This is a genomic window from Mesobacillus foraminis (assembly GCF_004340465.1).
Lineage (GTDB): Bacteria > Bacillota > Bacilli > Bacillales > Cytobacillaceae > Mesobacillus_B > Mesobacillus_B foraminis.
In genome coordinates this window covers 483,821-502,521 of the sequence record NZ_SLVV01000001.1, presented here as the reverse complement: position 1 = coordinate 502,521, position 18,701 = coordinate 483,821, and the positions used below count along the sequence as shown (strand labels likewise).

General features: G+C 44.8%; 17 protein-coding genes. 15 read left to right on the top strand and 2 right to left on the bottom strand.

Annotation, left to right across the window (positions count from 1 at the left end):
• Positions 1–28: 28 nt before the first annotated feature.
• The 5 genes from ebgA (at position 29) to EV146_RS02330 (ending at position 7,405) form a co-directional block, all read left to right on the top strand.
• Complete coding sequence (ebgA, locus tag EV146_RS02350; protein ID WP_132001400.1) at positions 29–3,214, top strand: beta-galactosidase subunit alpha; 3,186 nt, start codon at positions 29–31, stop codon at positions 3,212–3,214.
• A gap of 74 nt (positions 3,215–3,288) precedes the next feature.
• Entirely contained in the window at positions 3,289–3,930 is a 642-nt protein-coding gene (locus EV146_RS02345) for a bifunctional 4-hydroxy-2-oxoglutarate aldolase/2-dehydro-3-deoxy-phosphogluconate aldolase (RefSeq protein WP_132001397.1), read from the top strand.
• 23 nt (positions 3,931–3,953) lie between these two features.
• Positions 3,954–4,952 carry a 2-dehydro-3-deoxygalactonokinase gene (locus EV146_RS02340; protein WP_158286970.1) on the top strand — a complete coding sequence of 333 codons (999 nt, stop codon included), beginning with the start codon at positions 3,954–3,956 and terminating at the stop codon, positions 4,950–4,952.
• A gap of 17 nt (positions 4,953–4,969) precedes the next feature.
• Positions 4,970–6,118: a galactonate dehydratase gene (dgoD, locus tag EV146_RS02335; RefSeq protein ID WP_132001391.1), complete on the top strand. Its 1,149-nt coding sequence runs from the start codon at positions 4,970–4,972 to the stop codon at positions 6,116–6,118.
• Positions 6,119–6,496: 378 nt separating this feature from the next.
• The gene (locus EV146_RS02330; RefSeq protein WP_373566069.1) at positions 6,497–7,405 is read left to right on the top strand and encodes a proline iminopeptidase-family hydrolase; all 909 of its coding nucleotides are present in this window, start codon (positions 6,497–6,499) and stop codon (positions 7,403–7,405) included.
• A gap of 41 nt (positions 7,406–7,446) precedes the next feature.
• Here EV146_RS02330 and EV146_RS02325 read toward each other — a convergent pair whose 3' ends face one another.
• A complete protein-coding gene (locus tag EV146_RS02325; RefSeq protein ID WP_132001388.1) occupies positions 7,447–8,118 on the bottom strand; it encodes a B3/B4 domain-containing protein in 672 nt (223 codons plus the stop codon).
• A 108-nt stretch (positions 8,119–8,226) separates the two neighbouring features.
• Between EV146_RS02325 and queG the strand changes: the two genes are divergently transcribed.
• From queG to EV146_RS26730, 7 genes are all read left to right on the top strand, one after another.
• Entirely contained in the window at positions 8,227–9,357 is a 1,131-nt protein-coding gene (gene queG, locus EV146_RS02320; protein ID WP_132001385.1) for a tRNA epoxyqueuosine(34) reductase QueG, read from the top strand.
• Positions 9,358–9,682: 325 nt separating this feature from the next.
• Positions 9,683–10,576 carry an amidase domain-containing protein gene (locus tag EV146_RS02315; protein ID WP_132001382.1) on the top strand — a complete coding sequence of 298 codons (894 nt, stop codon included), beginning with the start codon at positions 9,683–9,685 and terminating at the stop codon, positions 10,574–10,576.
• Between the two features lie 65 nt (positions 10,577–10,641).
• Positions 10,642–11,115: a tRNA (uridine(34)/cytosine(34)/5-carboxymethylaminomethyluridine(34)-2'-O)-methyltransferase TrmL gene (gene trmL / locus EV146_RS02310; RefSeq protein WP_132001379.1), complete on the top strand. Its 474-nt coding sequence runs from the start codon at positions 10,642–10,644 to the stop codon at positions 11,113–11,115.
• 102 nt (positions 11,116–11,217) lie between these two features.
• Positions 11,218–11,967: an oxygen-insensitive NADPH nitroreductase gene (nfsA, locus tag EV146_RS02305; RefSeq protein WP_132001376.1), complete on the top strand. Its 750-nt coding sequence runs from the start codon at positions 11,218–11,220 to the stop codon at positions 11,965–11,967.
• Positions 11,968–12,321: 354 nt separating this feature from the next.
• Complete coding sequence (locus EV146_RS02300) at positions 12,322–14,217, top strand: PrkA family serine protein kinase (protein WP_121609818.1); 1,896 nt, start codon at positions 12,322–12,324, stop codon at positions 14,215–14,217.
• Between the two features lie 88 nt (positions 14,218–14,305).
• A complete protein-coding gene (locus tag EV146_RS02295) occupies positions 14,306–14,485 on the top strand; it encodes a hypothetical protein (protein WP_132001373.1) in 180 nt (59 codons plus the stop codon).
• 142 nt (positions 14,486–14,627) lie between these two features.
• Positions 14,628–14,798: a hypothetical protein gene (locus EV146_RS26730; RefSeq protein ID WP_158286969.1), complete on the top strand. Its 171-nt coding sequence runs from the start codon at positions 14,628–14,630 to the stop codon at positions 14,796–14,798.
• A 208-nt stretch (positions 14,799–15,006) separates the two neighbouring features.
• On the opposite strand, the gene cccB is transcribed toward EV146_RS26730, so the two are convergent.
• Entirely contained in the window at positions 15,007–15,333 is a 327-nt protein-coding gene (gene cccB, locus EV146_RS02290) for a cytochrome c551 (RefSeq protein ID WP_371862535.1), read from the bottom strand.
• Between the two features lie 199 nt (positions 15,334–15,532).
• Here cccB and EV146_RS02285 point away from each other — a divergent pair, with 199 nt between their 5' ends.
• Genes EV146_RS02285 through tatA form a run of 3 tightly spaced genes read left to right on the top strand, consistent with a single transcriptional unit; the run spans position 15,533 to position 18,258 of the window.
• Positions 15,533–16,279 carry a gluconate 2-dehydrogenase subunit 3 family protein gene (locus EV146_RS02285; protein ID WP_132001370.1) on the top strand — a complete coding sequence of 249 codons (747 nt, stop codon included), beginning with the start codon at positions 15,533–15,535 and terminating at the stop codon, positions 16,277–16,279.
• A gap of 18 nt (positions 16,280–16,297) precedes the next feature.
• Entirely contained in the window at positions 16,298–18,007 is a 1,710-nt protein-coding gene (locus tag EV146_RS02280; RefSeq protein WP_132001367.1) for a GMC family oxidoreductase, read from the top strand.
• A gap of 23 nt (positions 18,008–18,030) precedes the next feature.
• On the top strand, positions 18,031–18,258 hold the full coding sequence (gene tatA / locus EV146_RS02275; RefSeq protein WP_121609813.1) for a twin-arginine translocase TatA/TatE family subunit: 228 nt from the start codon (positions 18,031–18,033) through the stop codon (positions 18,256–18,258).
• Positions 18,259–18,701 lie beyond the last annotated feature (443 nt).

Here is an 18,701-nt window from a genome sequence, read left to right as displayed (position 1 = left end):
TAAAAAATTAAATTAATGGAGGATTCCGATGACAAAGATGAAAAAGGACTGGGAGAATCTATCGCTTCTCCAGAAGAACCGTCAGGAAGAAAGGGCCTATTTTTTTCCATACCGTAATGAGCATTCAGCCTTGAGCTATGAGAGAGGCGAGGCAGATGGCTTTATGCTTCTTAATGGAGAATGGAAATTCCATTATGCTGAGAGTCCATTCCTTGCCCCAAAACAGTTTTATGATGAATCATTTGATACCAGCCAGTGGGACCGTCTTCATGTCCCTTCGAACTGGCAGATGCATGGATATGGGAAACCGCATTATACCAATGTTCAATTTCCTTTTCCGATTGATCCGCCGAACGTTCCGGCTGAAAACCCAACAGGCTCGTACAGACGTGAATTTTTCATTCCCAATGAATGGATAGACCAAAATATTGTTTTAAGGTTTGAGGGTGTGGACAGTGCCTTCCATGTGTGGGTGAACGGTCAGGAGGCCGGATACAGCCAAGGCAGCAGGCTGCCAAGTGAATTTGATATTACTTCATTGATACATGAAGGAAAAAATGTGATCGCCGTTCAGGTCTACCAATGGTCTGAAGCCAGCTATATTGAAGATCAAGATATGTGGTGGCTAAGTGGAATTTTTAGAGATGTGTATTTACTTGCACGGCCCAGGGTACATATTAGGGATTTTTTCGTGAAAACCCATTTGGATGAGGATTACAGGAACGCCAAGCTAAAGATCGATACGAGTGTTTTAAATAAGCATTTCGCAGGCATCTCAAATCATCAGGTCGAAGTCAGGCTATTGAACCATCGCTATAACGAAGTCGTCACAAAAGAGCTCAGGAATATTGGGATAGCAGGGGTGGACGAGGAGAAGGTCTCATTGGAGATTCCGGTTGAAAATCCGGAAAAGTGGACCGCCGAGAACCCTTATCTGTACCATCTTCTTCTGTCATTAAAAGACGAAGGTGGCAACGTGATCGAGGTGATCCCGGCAAGAGTCGGGTTCCGTTCTGTTGAAATTAAAGATGGTGTTCTTCAAGTAAACGGTGTACCGATCATGCTTAAAGGGGTCAATCGTCACGATCATCATCCTGATCTGGGAAGAGCGGTCCCTTTAGATTCCATGATTGAGGATATCCGATTAATGAAGCAGCACAATATCAATGCCGTTCGAACCTCCCATTATCCGAATGATCCTCGTTTCTATGATTTATGTGATGTTTACGGTCTATATGTGATTGACGAGGCCGACCTGGAGTGCCATGGGTTCCAAGTTATTAATAATATAAATCAAATCAGTGATGATCCTGTCTGGGAGGAAGCTTATGTTGACAGAATGAAGCGGATGGTTGAGCGTGATAAAAACCATGCCTCCATTATTATGTGGTCATTGGGAAATGAATCGGGTTATGGAAGGAATCATGATGCGATAGCGGAATGGGCCAGGGAAAAGGATCCGACACGCCCGCTGCATTATGAAGGCGAATGCAGATTTATCATGACAGAGGATAATAACGATCCCACAAGGGACCCTAAAGCATCGGATGTACATACCACTATGTATACCGCTGTTGAGATCATGGATGAATTGGGGAAACGCGAGGACTTAACGAAACCGCATATCCTATGTGAATATGCCCATGCAATGGGAAATGGGGCAGGTGGATTTAAGGAGTATTGGGAAACGTTCTACAAGCATCGCAGGCTGCAGGGCGGTTTTGTTTGGGAATGGATTGATCATGGCATAAGGCAGAAGGATAAGAATGGCGAGGAATACTTTGCCTATGGCGGAGATTTTGGGGATGCTCCTCATGATTCCAATTTCGTCATTGATGGCCTCGTCATGCCCGACCGGACACCGTCGCCAGCCTTGACCGAATATAAAAAGGTCATTGAGCCAGTCATTGTTAAGGCTGTTGATTTAGAAAAAGGAATAATCGAGCTGACCAATCGCTATGATTTTATCTCATTAGACCATCTCCAGCTTTCGTGGAGTGTTATGTATGATGACCAGATGGTCGATCAGGGAGTATTGCCTGTTCAAGGGATTGCGGCTGGAAGTTCAATGGAAATTACGATCCCCTTCGAACTTCCGGCAACTTGCAAAGCCCATACTGATTATTGGTTAAATATAAGTTTCCTGACTGCAGTTGATGCCTTGTGGGCAAAAGCGGGATATGAAATTGCCTGGGCTCAATTAAAACTGCCTGTTGCTGCTGGGAGGCCAGTAAAAACGAAGCATAATCAATACCCGCTCGATGTCAATGAAGAGGGGCATTTAATTACCGTAGCAGGAAGTGGCTTCAGCCTGGTCTTTAATAAAATCAATGGAACCATTGATTCGTGGACATTTGAAGGAATGAAAGTACTGGAAGAAGGCCCAAAAATGAACTTCTGGAGGGCTCCTACCGATAATGACAGTTTAGCCAGCGGCAAATGGAAGTCCATCAGCTCGAAGGATGCGTGGAAAAACCATGGGCTCCACTGGATGCAGCATCGGGTTGATGATGTTTCCTATGTGATTTCGCCCGATAAAAAATGGGCGGATATCCAGGTCACCGTAAGGATTGCGCCTCCACGCCTCTCATGGGGAATCTTGACTACTTATTCCTACCGTGTTTATGGAAGTGGACATGTGGTCTTAAAGATAAAAGGAGATCCGCAGGGAGACTTGCCAGAAACGCTGCCAAGAATCGGCCTGACCATGAAGCTTCCAAAAAGATTTGATGATGTTTCATGGTATGGACTTGGACCTGGTGAAGCTTATGTAGACAGCCGGACGGCAAATCGAATGGGAGTATGGTCCAGCAAAGTTGAAGATCTCTATACACCATACGTTTATCCTCAGGAGAATGGAAACCGCCATCAGGTCAAATGGGTATCCCTGACAGAAAAAAATGGGTTTGGACTATTAACAGCTGCTCAGCCGGCAATTGACTTCAGCGCCCATTATTACACGATTGATAATCTGGAAACCGCCAAACATACTTATGATCTGATAAAGCAGGAGTTTATCACCTTTAACCTGGATCATAAGCAGCACGGTCTTGGCTCCTCAAGCTGCGGACCGGATGTTCTCGAAAAATATCGTTTAAAACCGGAAGCCTTCGAATTTGAAATTGTGTTAAAGCCTTATTCCAAAAATCAATCTTCTCCAGCTGAGCTAAGCAAGTTTCAGTTAGAGGGAATCGCCGAAAAGCTATATATATAGAATAAAAGAATCCTATTGTGCCTTCCTTCGCGCAATAGGATTCCAATACCCCTTGAAAGGAGGGAAAGCTACTTATGCAAACGATTCTTCAAAAGATCCGTGAGGAAAAAATCATTTCCATTATTCGTTCAGAATCGATAAGTGACCTGGTAGAGGTTGTGGGGGCATTGTATGATGGGGGAATCCAGTTAGTCGAGATTACGATGAATACCCCTAATGCACTAAAAGGCATAGAAAAGATACAGCAGAAATATCCGGACATGCTGGTGGGTGCAGGAACAGTGCTCGATCAGGAAACAGCCAGGCTAGCCATCCTTTCTGGCGCAGCTTTTCTGCTGGCTCCGACTCTCCATGAGGAGTCCATCGCTCTTGCCAACAGATATAATGTTCCCTTATTTCCCGGGGTCCTCACTCCGACAGAAATCGTAAAGGCTTATGAATCAGGTGCTCAGGCGGTAAAAATATTTCCTATCCGTTCCTTTGGCAGCCAATATATAAAAGACATAAAAGGGCCGCTGCCTCACGTCAACATGATTCCCGTTGGTGGCGTGGACACGGATAATGTTGCGGAATATCTAAATAACGGAAGCTTTGCGGTCGGCATTGGGTCATCACTGGTAAACGATCTCCTAATCAGCCAAAAAAACTTTTCTGAAATCAGCCGGCGGGCGAAAAGATTAGTGGAGGCTGTACCAAAAAATGCCAATGAAAGATAAATGACATACGAGTGGTGATGAGAATGTATATGATTACAATTGATTCTGGCACAACAAATTCTCGTATACGGCTAGTTCGTGAAAAAGACACCAAAGTTTTGGATGTCATAAAAAAGCCGGTAGGTGTAAGGAATACAGCGATCACAGGCAATTCAGATTCACTCAAAACCAGACTTTCGGAAGGATTACAGGAGCTGATTTTTAGGAATGCTCTGGAAAAAGAACAGATCCAGTATATCGTGGCTGCGGGGATGATCACATCCGATTTGGGCCTTTACAAGGTCGATCATATTGAAGCACCTTCGAAAATTGAAGACTTTGCAAGATCCTCTGAGGTTCAGAGGTTTGAATGGTTTTTAGATATTCCCTGTATTTTTATCCCGGGCATGAAGAACAGAGCGGGGGCTTTCAAAGGAATCCAGGCTGATGGGATCAGCCAGCTTGATGTAATGAGGGGAGAGGAAGTTGAAACCTTTGGTCTGCTGAAGCAGCTTGGTCTTACAGGGAAAGGGTCCATCCTTTTGCCTGGCTCTCATACAAAATTTGTGTTTGTAAATAATGGTGAAATTGAATCCTGTTACACGACATTAGGCGGGGAAGCGATCCATTCAATCAGCAGGGGCACCATCCTTTCAGACTCACTCAGTAAAAATTTAGTTGCCAGCATCGAACCCGAGCATCTGCTTGCAGGTTATCAATCCAGTAAAAAGTACGGGCTGACCAGGGCATTATTCCAAGTGCGCCTTCTGCACCTTTATGACATCATGAACGAGAACCAGCGGTCGAACTATTTGGTGGGTGCAGTCATCGCTTCCGATATGGCGGAGCATATGATACGGAGACTAAAAGAGCAGGAATGGGTTGTCATTGGCGGCGGGAATCCACTAAGGAAGGCATTCGCCCAGGTTTTTTCATATTTGGGATTCAGCCATGTGATTGAGGCTGCCGATGAACAGGCAGATCTCTCCACCGTGATTGGATCCAGAGCAATTGGAAATCTTGTTTCACTTACTAAAGGTTAAGAAAAGGGTGGCAATCTATGAAAATTGTAAATTTGGAATGCTTTGTCGTACCGCCAAGATGGCTATTTTTAAAAATAGAAACGGACGAAGGCATTGTAGGCTGGGGAGAACCGATCGTAGAGGGCAAGGCACATACGGTAAAGGCCGCGGTTGAAGAGCTTGGGGATTATTTAATTGGGAAGGACCCCATGAGGATTGAAGATCATTGGCAGATGCTCTATCGTTCAGGCTTCTACCGGGGCGGTCCGATCTTAATGAGCGCCATTGCCGGAATAGACCAGGCCTTATGGGATATTAAAGGTAAATACTTTAATGCCCCGGTGTATGAGCTTTTGGGTGGTGCTTGCCGCGATACTGTCCGCGTCTATTCCTGGATAGGGGGAGATAGGCCGGTCGATGTAGGAATCGCTGCGAAGGAAAAGCTTGATGCCGGATTTACAGCCATTAAGATGAATGGAACAGAGGAGCTCCAGTACATCGATTCCCATAAAAAAATTGATGACGTGCTTGAAAGGGTTTCAGCGATTCGCGAGGTTGCAGGGAACGATTTGGATATCGGCATCGATTTTCATGGGCGGGTCCATAAACCAATGGCGAAGATTCTGGCAAAAGAGCTGGAGCAGTTCCGGCCAATGTTTATTGAGGAACCAGTATTGCCTGAAAACAATGAAGCGCTGAGAGAAATTGCCCATGGTACCACTATACCGATTGCGACTGGGGAAAGAATGTTTTCCCGCTGGGACTTTAAGCAATTATTATCTGATGGGTATGTCGACATTATACAGCCCGACCTTTCACATGCTGGCGGCATAACAGAGTGCAGAAAGATCTTTGCCATGGCTGAAGCCTATGACGTTGCGGTTGCGCCGCATTGCCCGCTCGGACCAATTGCTCTTGCTGCCTGCCTTCAGGTGGACGCCGTTTCCCATAATGTTTTTATCCAGGAGCAAAGCTTGGGAATCCATTACAACAGGGGCAATGATTTGCTTGATTACATACAAGATCCAACGGTCTTTGATTACCAGGACGGGTTTGTCAAGATACCTGATGGACCAGGACTTGGCATTGCAGTAAATGAAGATTACGTTCGAAAGCAGGCGGAAGTGGGCCATAAATGGAAGAATCCAGTGTGGCGGCATAAAGATGGAACAATAGCAGAATGGTAGCCTTAAACAGAGGGCAATGCAAAAGGGATAGACTGCTTGCAAGTTAAGCAGTCCTTTTTTTATAGAGACATTCATTTAATCCTGCCGTAAACAGGTCCCTGCCTCCATATACGTTGGCCGGAGTTCTTGGTCACCGTTCAGACACGGGTTTTTCAATAAACTTAAATAATCGATCGATAAACCGGAGAAATCGATCAATAAACCAAAAGAATCGATCGATAAATGAAAAGAATCGATGCATAAATAACGAATCAGCCTGAAAGCGGTCCAGGTGGATGTGAAAATGCCCTAATTACCTTCAATCCCAAGGTGTTTCGATGTGACTTTATGAGCTTCATAACTCTAAAAGCTATTTATAGTATTTATAAGAGTTGTATAATGATGAAAAACGGTAAAAAGGAGCATGAAAAAATGTCGAAGGAAGGATTCATTGAAGTAACGGGGGGACGGGTGTGGTATCAAATGTTTAATGAGGATGCTGGCGGCATTCCCCTCATTGTTTTACATGGAGGGCCAGGCTCATCCTCTTATTCCCTGCAGGGGCTAAAAGCTCTGTCGGCTGACCGCCCTGTCATCCTGTATGATCAGCTTGGCTGCGGGAAATCAGATTGGCCAGCCGATGCCTCTCTCTGGAAGCTGGAACGGTTTGTTGAGGAACTAGGACAAGTACGGGAAGCTCTTAGCCTGGGGGAACTCCACATTCTTGGACATTCCTGGGGAACTACGCTGGCAGCAGCCTATGCCCTGAATGATCTTAATGGGGTAAAAAGCATTGTTTTTTCAAGTCCGTGTTTGAGTGCGCCGCTATGGGAACAGGATCAAAAGCGAAACTTGAAAAAGCTGCCGAAAGAAGTGCAGGAAGTGATTGAACGGTGTGAGGCAAGCGGAGAGACGGATTCTCCTGAATTCAAGGAGGCTGTTGAAGAGTTTAATAAGCAGTTTGTTTGCAGATTGAATCCATATCCGGAATTTCTGAAAGCGGGCAGGCAGTACCGGAATCCCGAGGTTTACAAGATCATGTGGGGTCCATCGGAATTTACGGTTCTCGGGAATCTGAAGGAATTTGACTGTACCTCCCGATTAAAGGAAATTCATTGTCCCACGCTTTATACATGCGGGCGCTTTGATGAAGCCACACCTGAATCGACCGAGTATTATCACTCTCTATCCCCTTATTCAAGATTTCATGTGTTTGAGGAGAGTGCCCATATGCCTTATGTTGAGGAGCCGGAGGAATATATAAGGGTAATGGGAGAGTTTTTTCTCTCGGTCGATAAAGGGGACTAAGAACCCATTAGAACTCGGACAGGAGGACTAAAAAAAGGATGCTATTCGCATCCAGTCATTAAGAAGCTTCCTTCTCCCCCATGAATCTGAAGAAACATATTCATTAGGGATTCCGTTAGCTGGCTATTCTTTTCCACACCCAGGGACGGCCGGAGGTAAATGATTTGCAGGGCATTTTTCGTTTCAGTTGAAACGGCGGTCCGCTCAGAGTCCACAAAAGGGCTTCCAAAGGCACCGTGCTCATCAGCCGAAACGATCAAGTTGTGCAAGGAGTTTGGCCGGCCGTTCAAGCCTGTATATTGCTCGTCTTCCGCCCCTAATCTCAGCTCGATGTCCCCGTCAAGCTTGTCTGAATCATAAATGCCGATCGGCACCTGATATTCGAGAGAGAAGAAATTATTAACATCAATGGCACTATGTACGGTTTGCAGATAATTTTGTTTCTGGACTCTACGGTAAAGGGCCTCCGCCGAAGGACGATAGCGATTGGGGTCTTTTCCGGCCTTCTTAAAAATTTCTCTCCATTCCTTTATCCCATCAAGATCCGTGACTTTTTTATCCTCTAAATCGAAAAAAATCGATTCCTGAAATAATTGAAGCCTGCCTTTAAGCATTTGCGGCGAAGCTCCCACTTCAATATTCCGATAGTGGATCACTCCGGCATTAAATCCCGGAACCAGCCTGCATAACTCACTGGAAACTTGAATTTCCAATGTTTCCACCTCCAAAATTCCTTTAAAATAGTTTATCATATTACCTATGTGCTTAAAAATGATCTACCTTTTTATATAGATTAAATTTGGCGGAAAGGAGGAATAGAGGTGAATATTCATCAGCTGCAGCAGGACATTATTGAATACAGTAAAACGATTGGAATTGATAAAATCGGATTCGCATCGCCCTCGCCCTTTATGGAATTAAAGAACCGGCTGCTGCGCCAGCAGGAATTGGGCTACCAGTCGGGCTTTGAAGAGCCTGATATAGAAAAACGTGTACGGCCGGATTTACTTTTTGATCAGCCGCAGTCCATCATTGCGATTGCTGTCGCTTACCCTTCTAAAATGAAAATCAGGGTTGTCAGCAAAAAAGGGGAGAGACGGGGAATCTTTTGCCGTGCTTCCTGGGGCAAGGATTATCATCACGTTTTACGGGAAAGGCTGAAGAAGCTTGAAGACTATATTGCTTCAAGGGTTCCGGAGGCAAAATTCAAATCCATGGTCGATACGGGAGAGCTTGTGGACAGGGCCGTGGCAGAGCGTGCCGGGATTGGCTGGAGCGGAAAAAACTGTTCCATCATTACGCCTGAGTTTGGCTCCTATGTTTACCTGGGGGAAATGATCACGAATATTCCATTTGTGCCGGACTCGCCCATGGAGGATCAATGCGGCACCTGCAATAAATGCATCGAGGCCTGTCCTACAGGCGCCCTTGTCCAGGGAGGCCAGCTGAATTCGCAGAAGTGCATTGCTTTCCTTACCCAGACAAAGGGATTTCTGCCTGATGAGTTTCGGGATAAAATCGGAAACAGGATCTATGGCTGTGATTCCTGCCAGACGGCCTGCCCGGTTAATAAAGGAAGAGATTATCATTTTCATGACGAAATGGAACCTGACCCTGAAACAGCCAAACCGTTATTAAAACCCATCCTTAAGATCAGCAACCGCGAGTTTAAAGAAAAATTCGGGCCTGTCTCGGGTTCCTGGAGAGGGAAGAAGCCCATCCAGCGAAATGCAATTATCGCCTTAGCCCACTACAAAGATGAAACAGCGGTTCCTGAGCTGATACAGGTAATGAAGGAAGATCCAAGACCTGTACTGCGCGGCACGGCCGCCTGGTCCCTCGGGAAAATCGGGGGAGCAAAAGCAAAAGAGGCACTGGAACAAGCTGCTGAAAGCGAGAAAGATGAAGAAGTCTTAGCGGAAGTTGCCAAAGGCCTGAGCTTTTTCCATTAATAATTTGAGAAACCCCACAGACGTTTAGTTGCTGTGGGTTTTTTATGGCAAAGCTGTTGAAATACCTGAGTTTTGTATCTTATGGTCATATACACTACGAATTGGCTTGTTTAAACTACGTTTTAAAGACTTTCACTACTGGAATCTGCATTTACTCTGCGTCTTACCTAATTTTCTCTACAAAAAGAGATATTTATTCTACAAACTCCATTATATGGAAACATCCTTCACTCCCGGTATCTCCTCTCCAAAATATTAATCTGCACTTTTTAAGTTTTAAACCCTTATCCTTTTCATACATATGTGGGGAAAGGGGAGATGGCTTTTGCGTGAACAATTGCAAAATTTACTTGAACAGCGGGTTCAACAGTGTGTTTCACAGGCGAGAAGCCAGCTGCTTTATGAATGTCCGGTGATTGAGAGGAAGAAGGAATGCTGTGCACGGAGAAACGCGGAAATTGTTAAAACAACAGCACAGGGGCAAATAACCGGACAACGGGAAGTGGAAGAAGCAACAGAAGTGTTTTATACGGCTCACTTCCAATACTTAGTAAAGCAAAAAAGTGAATTCTTTTTAGAGGAGACTGTGGAGCGCAGGAAGGCTGAATTTTATAAAGGCATCCTGGTGGATGATGAAGATATTAGCTTTCAACATTTGAATTCAAAGGAAATTGGGCAAACAGAGGAAGAAGCACCTCGAGAATCGGATGGTCCGGAGGAGAGGGTTGGTTTTCAATACAACCGGTTAAAAGCAGTGCAGTACGCCGAGAGATGGTGGAACGATCATAATCCCGCCTATAAAAGCTTTGAGGTGGACTGCACCAATTATATTTCCCAGTGCCTGAATACGGGGGGCGCTCCAATGATTGGCTATCCCGGAAGGACAAAAGGCTGGTGGATGAGGAGCAATAACTGGAGCTACAGCTGGTCGGTAGCCAACTCGCTCCGCTTATATTTGCCAAGGGCAAAAACAGGGGTGCGGGCTAAGGAAGTCAGTGAAGCGGGCCAGCTTCTCCCGGGTGACGTGATTTGTTATGATTTTCAGGGAGACGGCCGGTTTGATCATACGACGATTGTTACAGCCAAGGATGCGAACGGCATGCCCCTTGTAAATGCCCATACAGCAAACAGCAGAAGGCGGTACTGGGCCTATGAAGATTCAACCGCCTATACTCCTAATATTAAGTATCGGTTCCTTACGGTCGTCGATGATCAATAAACCGGCTTGTAAAAGCGCAGAGTGGTATAATAAAAACTAGAGTTTGATAATGAGGTGAAAGAAAAGTGTCATTGCATATTGTACTATACCAACCACAGATACCGTCCAATACCGGAAATATTGCCAGAACCTGTGCCGGAACCGGAACTACTCTGCATTTAATTCGTCCGCTTGGCTTTTCAACTGATGATAAAATGCTAAAGCGGGCAGGTTTGGATTATTGGGAATTTGTTAACGTTGTTTACCATGATTCACTGGACGATTTTTTTACCAATAACAGTGATGGGGAATTTTTCTATCTGACAAAATTTGGGGAAAAGCCGCATACAACTTTTGATTACAGCAATGTAGACAAGGATTATTATTTTATATTTGGAAGGGAAACTACGGGGCTTCCGAAGGATCTGATTGCAGAAAACATGGACCGTTGCCTGCGCATTCCGATGAATGAAAATATCCGGTCCCTGAATCTTTCTAATACAGCGGCGATTCTCATCTACGAGGCACTCCGCCAGCAAAATTATCCCAACTTGAGGTAATTTCCAGGATCACGCATGGCGGGTCATGATCAAGAGGACCTGAAAAGTTTCAGGTCCTCTTTAAAAAAAGACGGACTTTTACATAGAAGGGAAGCGGGTAAAATGAACGATCTCATTGAAACGATATTAAATCACCGATCTGTGAGAGATTTCGAGGACAAGCCATTATCAAAGGAACAGATTGAAACCATTGTAAAAAGTGCCCAGGCAGCTTCTACCTCAAGCTTTATCCAGGCTTATTCCATAATAGGGGTAAGTGATCGCAGCAAGAAAGAAAAGCTGGCCGAAGTAGTGGGGAATCAGCCATATGTGGCCAATAATGGGCATTTCCTTGTTTTTTGTGCGGATCTTTACCGGCATTCGCTCATTGGAGAAATGGAAGGCAGCAATGTTTTCCCATCCATCGAAAGTACGGAAAAATTCATGGTGAGCCTCATTGACGCAGCGCTTGCTGCCCAGAATGCAGCTATTGCCGCAGAGTCCATGGGGCTGGGGATCTGTTATATAGGCGGAATCCGGAATAACCTTGAGGCGGTGGAGGAAATTCTAAAAACGCCTGATTATGTTATACCCCTTTTTGGAATGGCAATTGGCCATCCGGCTAAACTGAACGACAAAAAGCCAAGGCTCCCAATGAACCATGTTTATATGGAGAATGAATATGAACAGGATCCGGAAGTCTTAAAGGAACAGCTGAATTCGTATAACGAACTCATTTCGGCGTACTACAAGGAAAGAACGGGCGGCACGCGGGCTGATACCTGGACAGGGCAGATGGGCCAGATGCTGGAGAAAAAATCACGGATGTATATGAACGATTATGTAAGCAAGAAGAAAATGAACTTGCGTTAAAAAAAGGAACAGCTGCGGGTCTTCAGCAGCTGTTCCTTTTTTAGCCTGTTTCGGCCAATTACTTCTTGGACATCCCTGGCTTATCATTATAGCCTGCAGTAAAAATAGCGGAAAGGAATGCAAGAGATACACCAATAATCAAAATTAGACTCATGATGAAAGCCCCCTTTTGTGCCGTTTTTTTGAGCTAAGCTTATTATATCCTAAAGGTGCCAAGCTGTGAAGAAAAGGCTTCATTTTTTATGGTACGCAAAAAGAAGTCATAACGACTTTAAGGTTGTTGGCATGTTCAATTTCATCCCTGCATAGAGTATATTAATCGTCTCTTGATAATTGCTAGACAGGGAGGTCCTTATGGATATTTTAAAAAAGATTGAGATGCATCGCCAGGAAGATGAGAAGCTTAGATGGGAAGGGACGTTCAGGGAATATCTGGAGATTGTCAGAGAACAGCCATGGGTAGCTCAATCGGCACATTCAAGGGTTTTCAATATGATTAAAGACGCTGGAATTGAAGAGGTAAAAGGCAAGAAAAAGTATTCTTTCTTCAATGCCCAATTATTTGGTCTTGAAGAAGCGCTTGAACGTCTGGTTGAAGAATATTTCCATCCAGCCGCCAAAAGGCTTGACGTAAGAAAAAGGATACTGTTGCTTATGGGACCTGTAAGTGGAGGGAAATCAACACTTGTTACGATGCTGAAAAGAGGGCTGGAAGCCTATTCACGCACAGACAGGGGGGCCATTTATGCAATCAAGGGCTGCCCGATGCATGAAGATCCGCTTCATTTGATTCCGCATCACCTCCGCAAGGATTTTTATGATGAATATGGGATTCGCATTGAAGGAAATCTTTCCCCTTTAAATATGATGAGGCTGGAACAGGAATATGGCGGAAGGATTGAAGATGTCCAGATTGAAAGGATTTTCTTTTCGGAAGACCGCAGGACAGGGATTGGCACCTTTAGTCCATCCGATCCTAAGTCACAGGACATTGCCGATTTGACAGGAAGCATTGATTTCTCGACCATCGCCGAATATGGATCAGAATCAGATCCGCGCGCCTATCGTTTCGACGGTGAATTAAATAAAGCAAACCGCGGGATGATGGAATTCCAGGAAATGCTCAAATGCGATGAGAAATTCCTCTGGCACCTTTTGTCATTGACACAGGAAGGGAATTTCAAGGCAGGAAGGTTCGCCCTGATATCTGCCGACGAGCTAATTGTTGCTCATACCAATGAAACGGAGTACCGTTCCTTCATTTCAAATAAAAAGAACGAGGCCCTCCACTCCAGGATTATTGTCATGCCGATTCCGTATAACCTCAAGGTGACGGAAGAGGAGAAAATCTATGAAAAAATGATCAGGGAAAGTGACGTCGGAAATGTCCATATCGCCCCGCATACGTTAAGAGTGGCTTCAATGTTTACAGTTCTGACGCGCCTCAAGGAACCGAAAAAAGGCGATATTGATCTTGTGAAAAAGATGCGGCTTTATGATGGTGAGAGTGTAGAAGGCTATAACCTTGCTGATGTGGAAGAGCTGAAAAAGGAATACCAGGATGAAGGCATGAGCGGGATTGATCCGCGCTATGTCATCAACCGGATCTCGTCAACGATTATCAGGAAAAATATGCAGTCCATTAATGCACTCGATGTGCTGCGTTCACTGAAGGAAGGCCTTGATCAGCATCCGTCCATATCTGCAGAGCTTCGGGAAAGGTACTTAAACTTCATTTCGGTTGCCAGGAAAGAATATGATGACATTGCCAAGAAAGAAGTCCAAAAAGCGTTTGTATACTCCTATGAGGAGTCTGCTAAGACCTTGATGGATAATTATCTTGATAATGTAGAGGCTTATTGCAACAAAGCAAGGCTTCGCGATCCGCTGACAGGAGAAGAAATCAATCCGGATGAAAAGCTGATGCGCTCCATTGAAGAGCAGATCGGCATCTCTGAAAATGCCAAGAAGGCTTTCCGCGAAGAAATCCTGATCCGCATTTCCGCCTATGCAAGAAAAGGCAAGAGGTTCGACTATAACTCCCACGACCGACTGCGCGAAGCAATCCAGAAGAAGCTGTTTGCTGACTTAAAGGATGTTGTTAAAATTACCACGTCCACAAAAACTCCTGATGAGCAGCAGCTGAAAAAGGTAAACGAAGTGGTTAAGAGGCTCATTGATGAGCACGGTTATAACTCGACTTCAGCCAACGAACTGCTCCGATATGTGGGAAGCCTCCTGAACAGATAATAACTTTAAAAAGTGAACCTGCCATGACGGCAGGTTCATTTTTGTTTACCAATGGCCTTGTCCGGGTAATGAACAGTAAGAGGTGATTATGATGAATAACCATGAATTACCAAAAAACTATGTTGCCGAAAACAGCTCGATGGCTGTAGATGAAGAAGAAATCAAAAACCTCGGCAAGCAAATGGAAAACAGACGGACCGGCGAGGTATTAAAACAGGAATATAATAAAGTCCCTGATCCGCAGCAATATCAGGAAAGTAAGGAATAGGCCAGGAATACACGGAGAAAGAAATAATTGCAGCAGGCATGGATTCTTAGAGGATTCATGCCTTTTAACGTGGGATTTGGAGGATATTTTAATTTTTGAGACTTGGAGTATGAGACGAAAATTAAGCAAGTGGAGGAGTAAAGTGTCTTCAAGGCGGGGTGAAAGGTTGAAGGCTAAAGGGGACTTTAGCATCAAATCCGTCATTATGACCTGGATGAAGACGAACCTTAAAGACACTAGCCCCAAAATGATCATCATGACTTCGATGAGGAAGAAAAGTGGACAGGTGCCACCTGCAAAACCGTCTTCATAGCGTTAATGAAGCCGAAAACCGGGCGAGTCACCTGTGAAATCATCTGGGTCGCGGGGATCAATATAAAAATCTTTTTAGGTAACATAAGAGAGTGCTAATAAGTACCCCTCGGAGCCTGGACGCAACCATGCAATATATTATCCTCATAGATTAAAAAAGCAGAAACATTCTCCTGGAATGAATCTGCTGTTATATTTCTGCCCTTAGATTATTTCTTTTCAGCAAGCCATGCAGCAACACTTTCGGCATTCTTGCCTTCAATGATATTAGCAGGCATTCCGCCGCCGCCTTCTTTAATTTTGTTCAGTATTTCATCCTTGCTCATATCGCTGCCCACTTTGTTCAATGCAGGCCCGGCTCCGCCTTCAAGGTTTCCTCCATGGCAGGAGGCACAATTCTGCTGAAATACCTCTTCTGCATTTGCTGTATCCACTTCTCCTGAGCCGCCAGAGGTTTCCTCGCTGCCGCCGCCTCCCGAGCAGGCTGTTAATCCTAGCACAATACCGGAAATCATTAAAGCCTTTTTCAACATAATCTCCATCTCCTCTTTTTATTTCTTCTTAACCATTCCACAAATAAAAAAACCTTAAACCTCTAAGCCATTACCGGAGGGAGGGAGATAGGACTAAAGACTCAATCACAGTTTTACATGTTTAGTTGATAAAAAAGGTGGAAGCTTGATAGAGAAATATTTTCCTGTTTAACATTTTAACAATCTAAAAGAGGAGGTAATTATGGCGGCTAAAACGACTGATTCTAAAATGTCTAGACGCAGGTTTCTTCGGAACTCCAGCTACGTCGCAGGAGGACTTGTTGGGGGAGGTTTGCTTGGAGGACTGATTGGATCCAGATTTAATCCCGAAACGGAAACAGCTTCGACTGGCTCGGTCGACAGTGACCATGGCACTGCCAATCAGGCACAGCTGTATTTTACCAATCCTGAGAAATTTGAGATCCTGCAGCACGCTGTGGAGCGAATTTACCCAAAGGATGAAACCGGTCCAGGAGCAATTGATTTAGGTGTTCCTTTTTTTATTGATCATCAGCTCGCGGGTTCCTGGGGACATAACGCGAGAGAGTACATGCAAGGCCCTTTCTTTCCGGGTTCGAATTTCCAGGGCTACCAATCGCCGCTTAAACGTAATGAGTTATTTGATGTCGGCATAGACCGCCTCGATTCCTACAGCCAGGAAAAATTCAAAAATAAATTTACCGAGCTAGAAGGGGAGCAGCAGGATGAGGTTCTTAAAGACTTTGAAGCAGACAAAGTGAAGATGCGCGGGGCAACTTCAAAGACCTTCTTCAATCAGCTTCGGGCGGCGACATTGGAAGGAGTTTATGCGGACCCGGCATATGGCGGGAATCTGAACATGGAAGGCTGGAAGATGAAGAGCTTCCCGGGACATCAAATGAGTTACATAAACCAGATCGAGTCGGACAAATTTGTGGAAATAAAACCAAAGGGCTTACATTCGTACTAATTTTTATGGGGGGCAATTATGGCAAAGACATTACCAAAAACAGATGTAGTAGTGGTAGGCGTCGGCTGGGCAGGCAGCATTATTGCAGCAGAGCTTGGCAAGGAAGGACTGAAGGTGGTAGGCCTTGAGCGGGGCAGAGAAAGAGGTCTTAAGGATTACTCCATGATTCATGATGAACTGCGCTATGGAATAAGGTACGAGCTAATGCAGGACCTTTCAAAGGAAACCCTGACCTTCCGTAATAATATGAAGGAAAGAGCTTTGCCGATGAGGCAGCTCGGTTCCTTCCTGCTGGGAGAAGGACTCGGCGGATCGGGTGTCCACTGGAATGGACATACCTTCCGTTTCCTGCCTTATGATTTTGAAATCCGCTCTAAAACCGTAGAGAAATACGGGGAAGAAAAGATCAAGGGGCTTCAGCTTCAGGACTGGGGCATTACCTATGATGAACTGGAACCGTATTTTGACAAGTATGAAAAAGCAGCGGGTATTGGAGGCGAGGAAAACCCGTTTGGAGGAAAGCGGTCAAACCCTTATCCAAATCCGCCGATGAAGGAAACGCCGCTGACCAAAAGGTTTAAAGATGCAGCAAAAACGCTGGGGATGAAGCCCTATCACATGCCATCAGCAAACATGAGCGAGGCATATGAGAACCAGTATGGAGCGAAGATGGCCGCCTGCCAATACTGTGCGTTCTGCGAGCGCTTTGGCTGTGAATACGGGGCGAAAGCTGATCCGACTGTCGCTGTCATCCCTTTTGCCAAGAATACAGGCAATTTTGAACTTCGTGCGCATTCGAATGTGACGGAGGTTATACACGATGGCAGTAAAGCTACCGGTGTGAAATATGTGGACGTGCAAACAAAAGAAGAATTCATTCAGCCGGCTGAAATCGTCGTACTGACAAGCTATGTTATGAATAATACTCGTTTGCTGCTCTCGTCTAAACTTGGACGCCCATATAACCCTGACACAGGCAAAGGTGTAATCGGAAAGAATTACTGTTATCAGATCCTTCCTGGAACAACAGGATTCTTTGATGATGAGCAATTCAATACCTTTATGGGTGCCGGGGCTCTTGGGGCGACAGTGGATGACTATAATGGCGATAACTTCGACCATTCAGACGTGGACTTTATCCATGGAGGCTCCATTTCAATTAACCAGTCGGGGGCAAGAGCCATCCAGCATAATCCGGTGCCGCAGGATACTCCAAGGTGGGGAAAGGAATTCAAGAAACAGTCAATTAAGTATTTTACCCGCTCCATGAACATCGGGACACAGGGTGCTTCGATGCCAACCCGCACAAACTATATGGATCTTGATCCGGCGTATAAGGACGCATACGGACAGCCGCTGCTTAGGCTGACGTATGATTTTTCAGATCAGGATAAGAATCTGTACAATTATATTGGCAAAATTACGGACCAAATCATGAAGGAAATGGGTGCAAGTTTTATTAACGACCGAAGTCCGCTTGAGCATTATGACATCGTGCCATATCAGACGACCCATAATACGGGAGGTGTCATCATGGGGGCTGAAAAAGAAACATCAGCAGTAAATAATTATCTTCAAATGTGGGATGCCGAAAACGTATTCGTTGTTGGTGCATCAGCATTTGCCCATAATGGAGGCTATAATCCGACCGGTACCGTGGGAGCTTTGGCCTACCGGGCAGCAGAGGGAATTTTGAAGTACAGCAAAGACGGCGGCGCGCTTGTGTGATGAATTGAAAGGGGGAATAGTTTGTGGGACTTTCCAATATAGGCATACCCGGCCTCATCCTTATTCTGGTTATCGCCTTGATCGTATTTGGACCAAAGAAACTTCCTGAAATTGGTTCGGCTTTTGGGAAAACCCTATCCGAATTTAAAAGATCGGCAAGAAGTTTAATGAATGATGATGATTCTGAGGAAGAAAAGGAAAAGAAAGTCGTTACAGCAGTAAATCCAGCCGAGGATAAAAAGAAGCTGTAGGAATGGGTAGTACAGCGGGTGTTTGTCCGGCTGTGTTTCACTTGATCACTGCCGTGCATCTCCCTGGCCAGTGCACAGGCTTTTAATTTTAAGGCAATTTTCGTATCTCTTTTTAAAGAGAAATTATTATGTTGAAAATAATGTTTTAAATAGTTGGTCATGTTGCATCAAGGTGCAATTATTAAGGAAGAAATAAGCGTTAAATAGATATAGGAGCTGTTCCTTCGGGGCAGCTCTTTAGTTTTTTGTCAATGTAGAAAGAGCATTTGACCATGCAGAGTGGAATTTTTGCAAAACAGGCTTGTCCTGTCTAATATTAACAGAATAATTGTCTAAATTATTTGTAAATTATTTTCGTCCTCTGCATAAGATAGAGTAATCACAATATCCCATGCTTTTTTGCACTCCGGATATTGTATGACACCAATCACAATTGTGTGCAT

Excerpts from the sequence above, each read along its gene's own strand:
- ebgA (WP_132001400.1), top strand. The coding sequence starts at position 29 with ATGACAAAGATGAAAAAGGACTGGGAGAATCTATCGCTTCTCCAGAAG.
- EV146_RS02280 (WP_132001367.1), top strand. The coding sequence starts at position 16,298 with ATGGCAAAGACATTACCAAAAACAGATGTAGTAGTGGTAGGCGTCGGC.
- EV146_RS02345 (WP_132001397.1), top strand. The coding sequence starts at position 3,289 with ATGCAAACGATTCTTCAAAAGATCCGTGAGGAAAAAATCATTTCCATT.
- EV146_RS02285 (WP_132001370.1), top strand. The coding sequence starts at position 15,533 with ATGGCGGCTAAAACGACTGATTCTAAAATGTCTAGACGCAGGTTTCTT.
- EV146_RS02330 (WP_373566069.1), top strand. The coding sequence starts at position 6,497 with ATGATGAAAAACGGTAAAAAGGAGCATGAAAAAATGTCGAAGGAAGGA.
- EV146_RS02300 (WP_121609818.1), top strand. The coding sequence starts at position 12,322 with ATGGATATTTTAAAAAAGATTGAGATGCATCGCCAGGAAGATGAGAAG.
- EV146_RS02340 (WP_158286970.1), top strand. The coding sequence starts at position 3,954 with ATGTATATGATTACAATTGATTCTGGCACAACAAATTCTCGTATACGG.
- EV146_RS02295 (WP_132001373.1), top strand. The coding sequence starts at position 14,306 with ATGATGAATAACCATGAATTACCAAAAAACTATGTTGCCGAAAACAGC.
- dgoD (WP_132001391.1), top strand. The coding sequence starts at position 4,970 with ATGAAAATTGTAAATTTGGAATGCTTTGTCGTACCGCCAAGATGGCTA.
- nfsA (WP_132001376.1), top strand. The coding sequence starts at position 11,218 with ATGAACGATCTCATTGAAACGATATTAAATCACCGATCTGTGAGAGAT.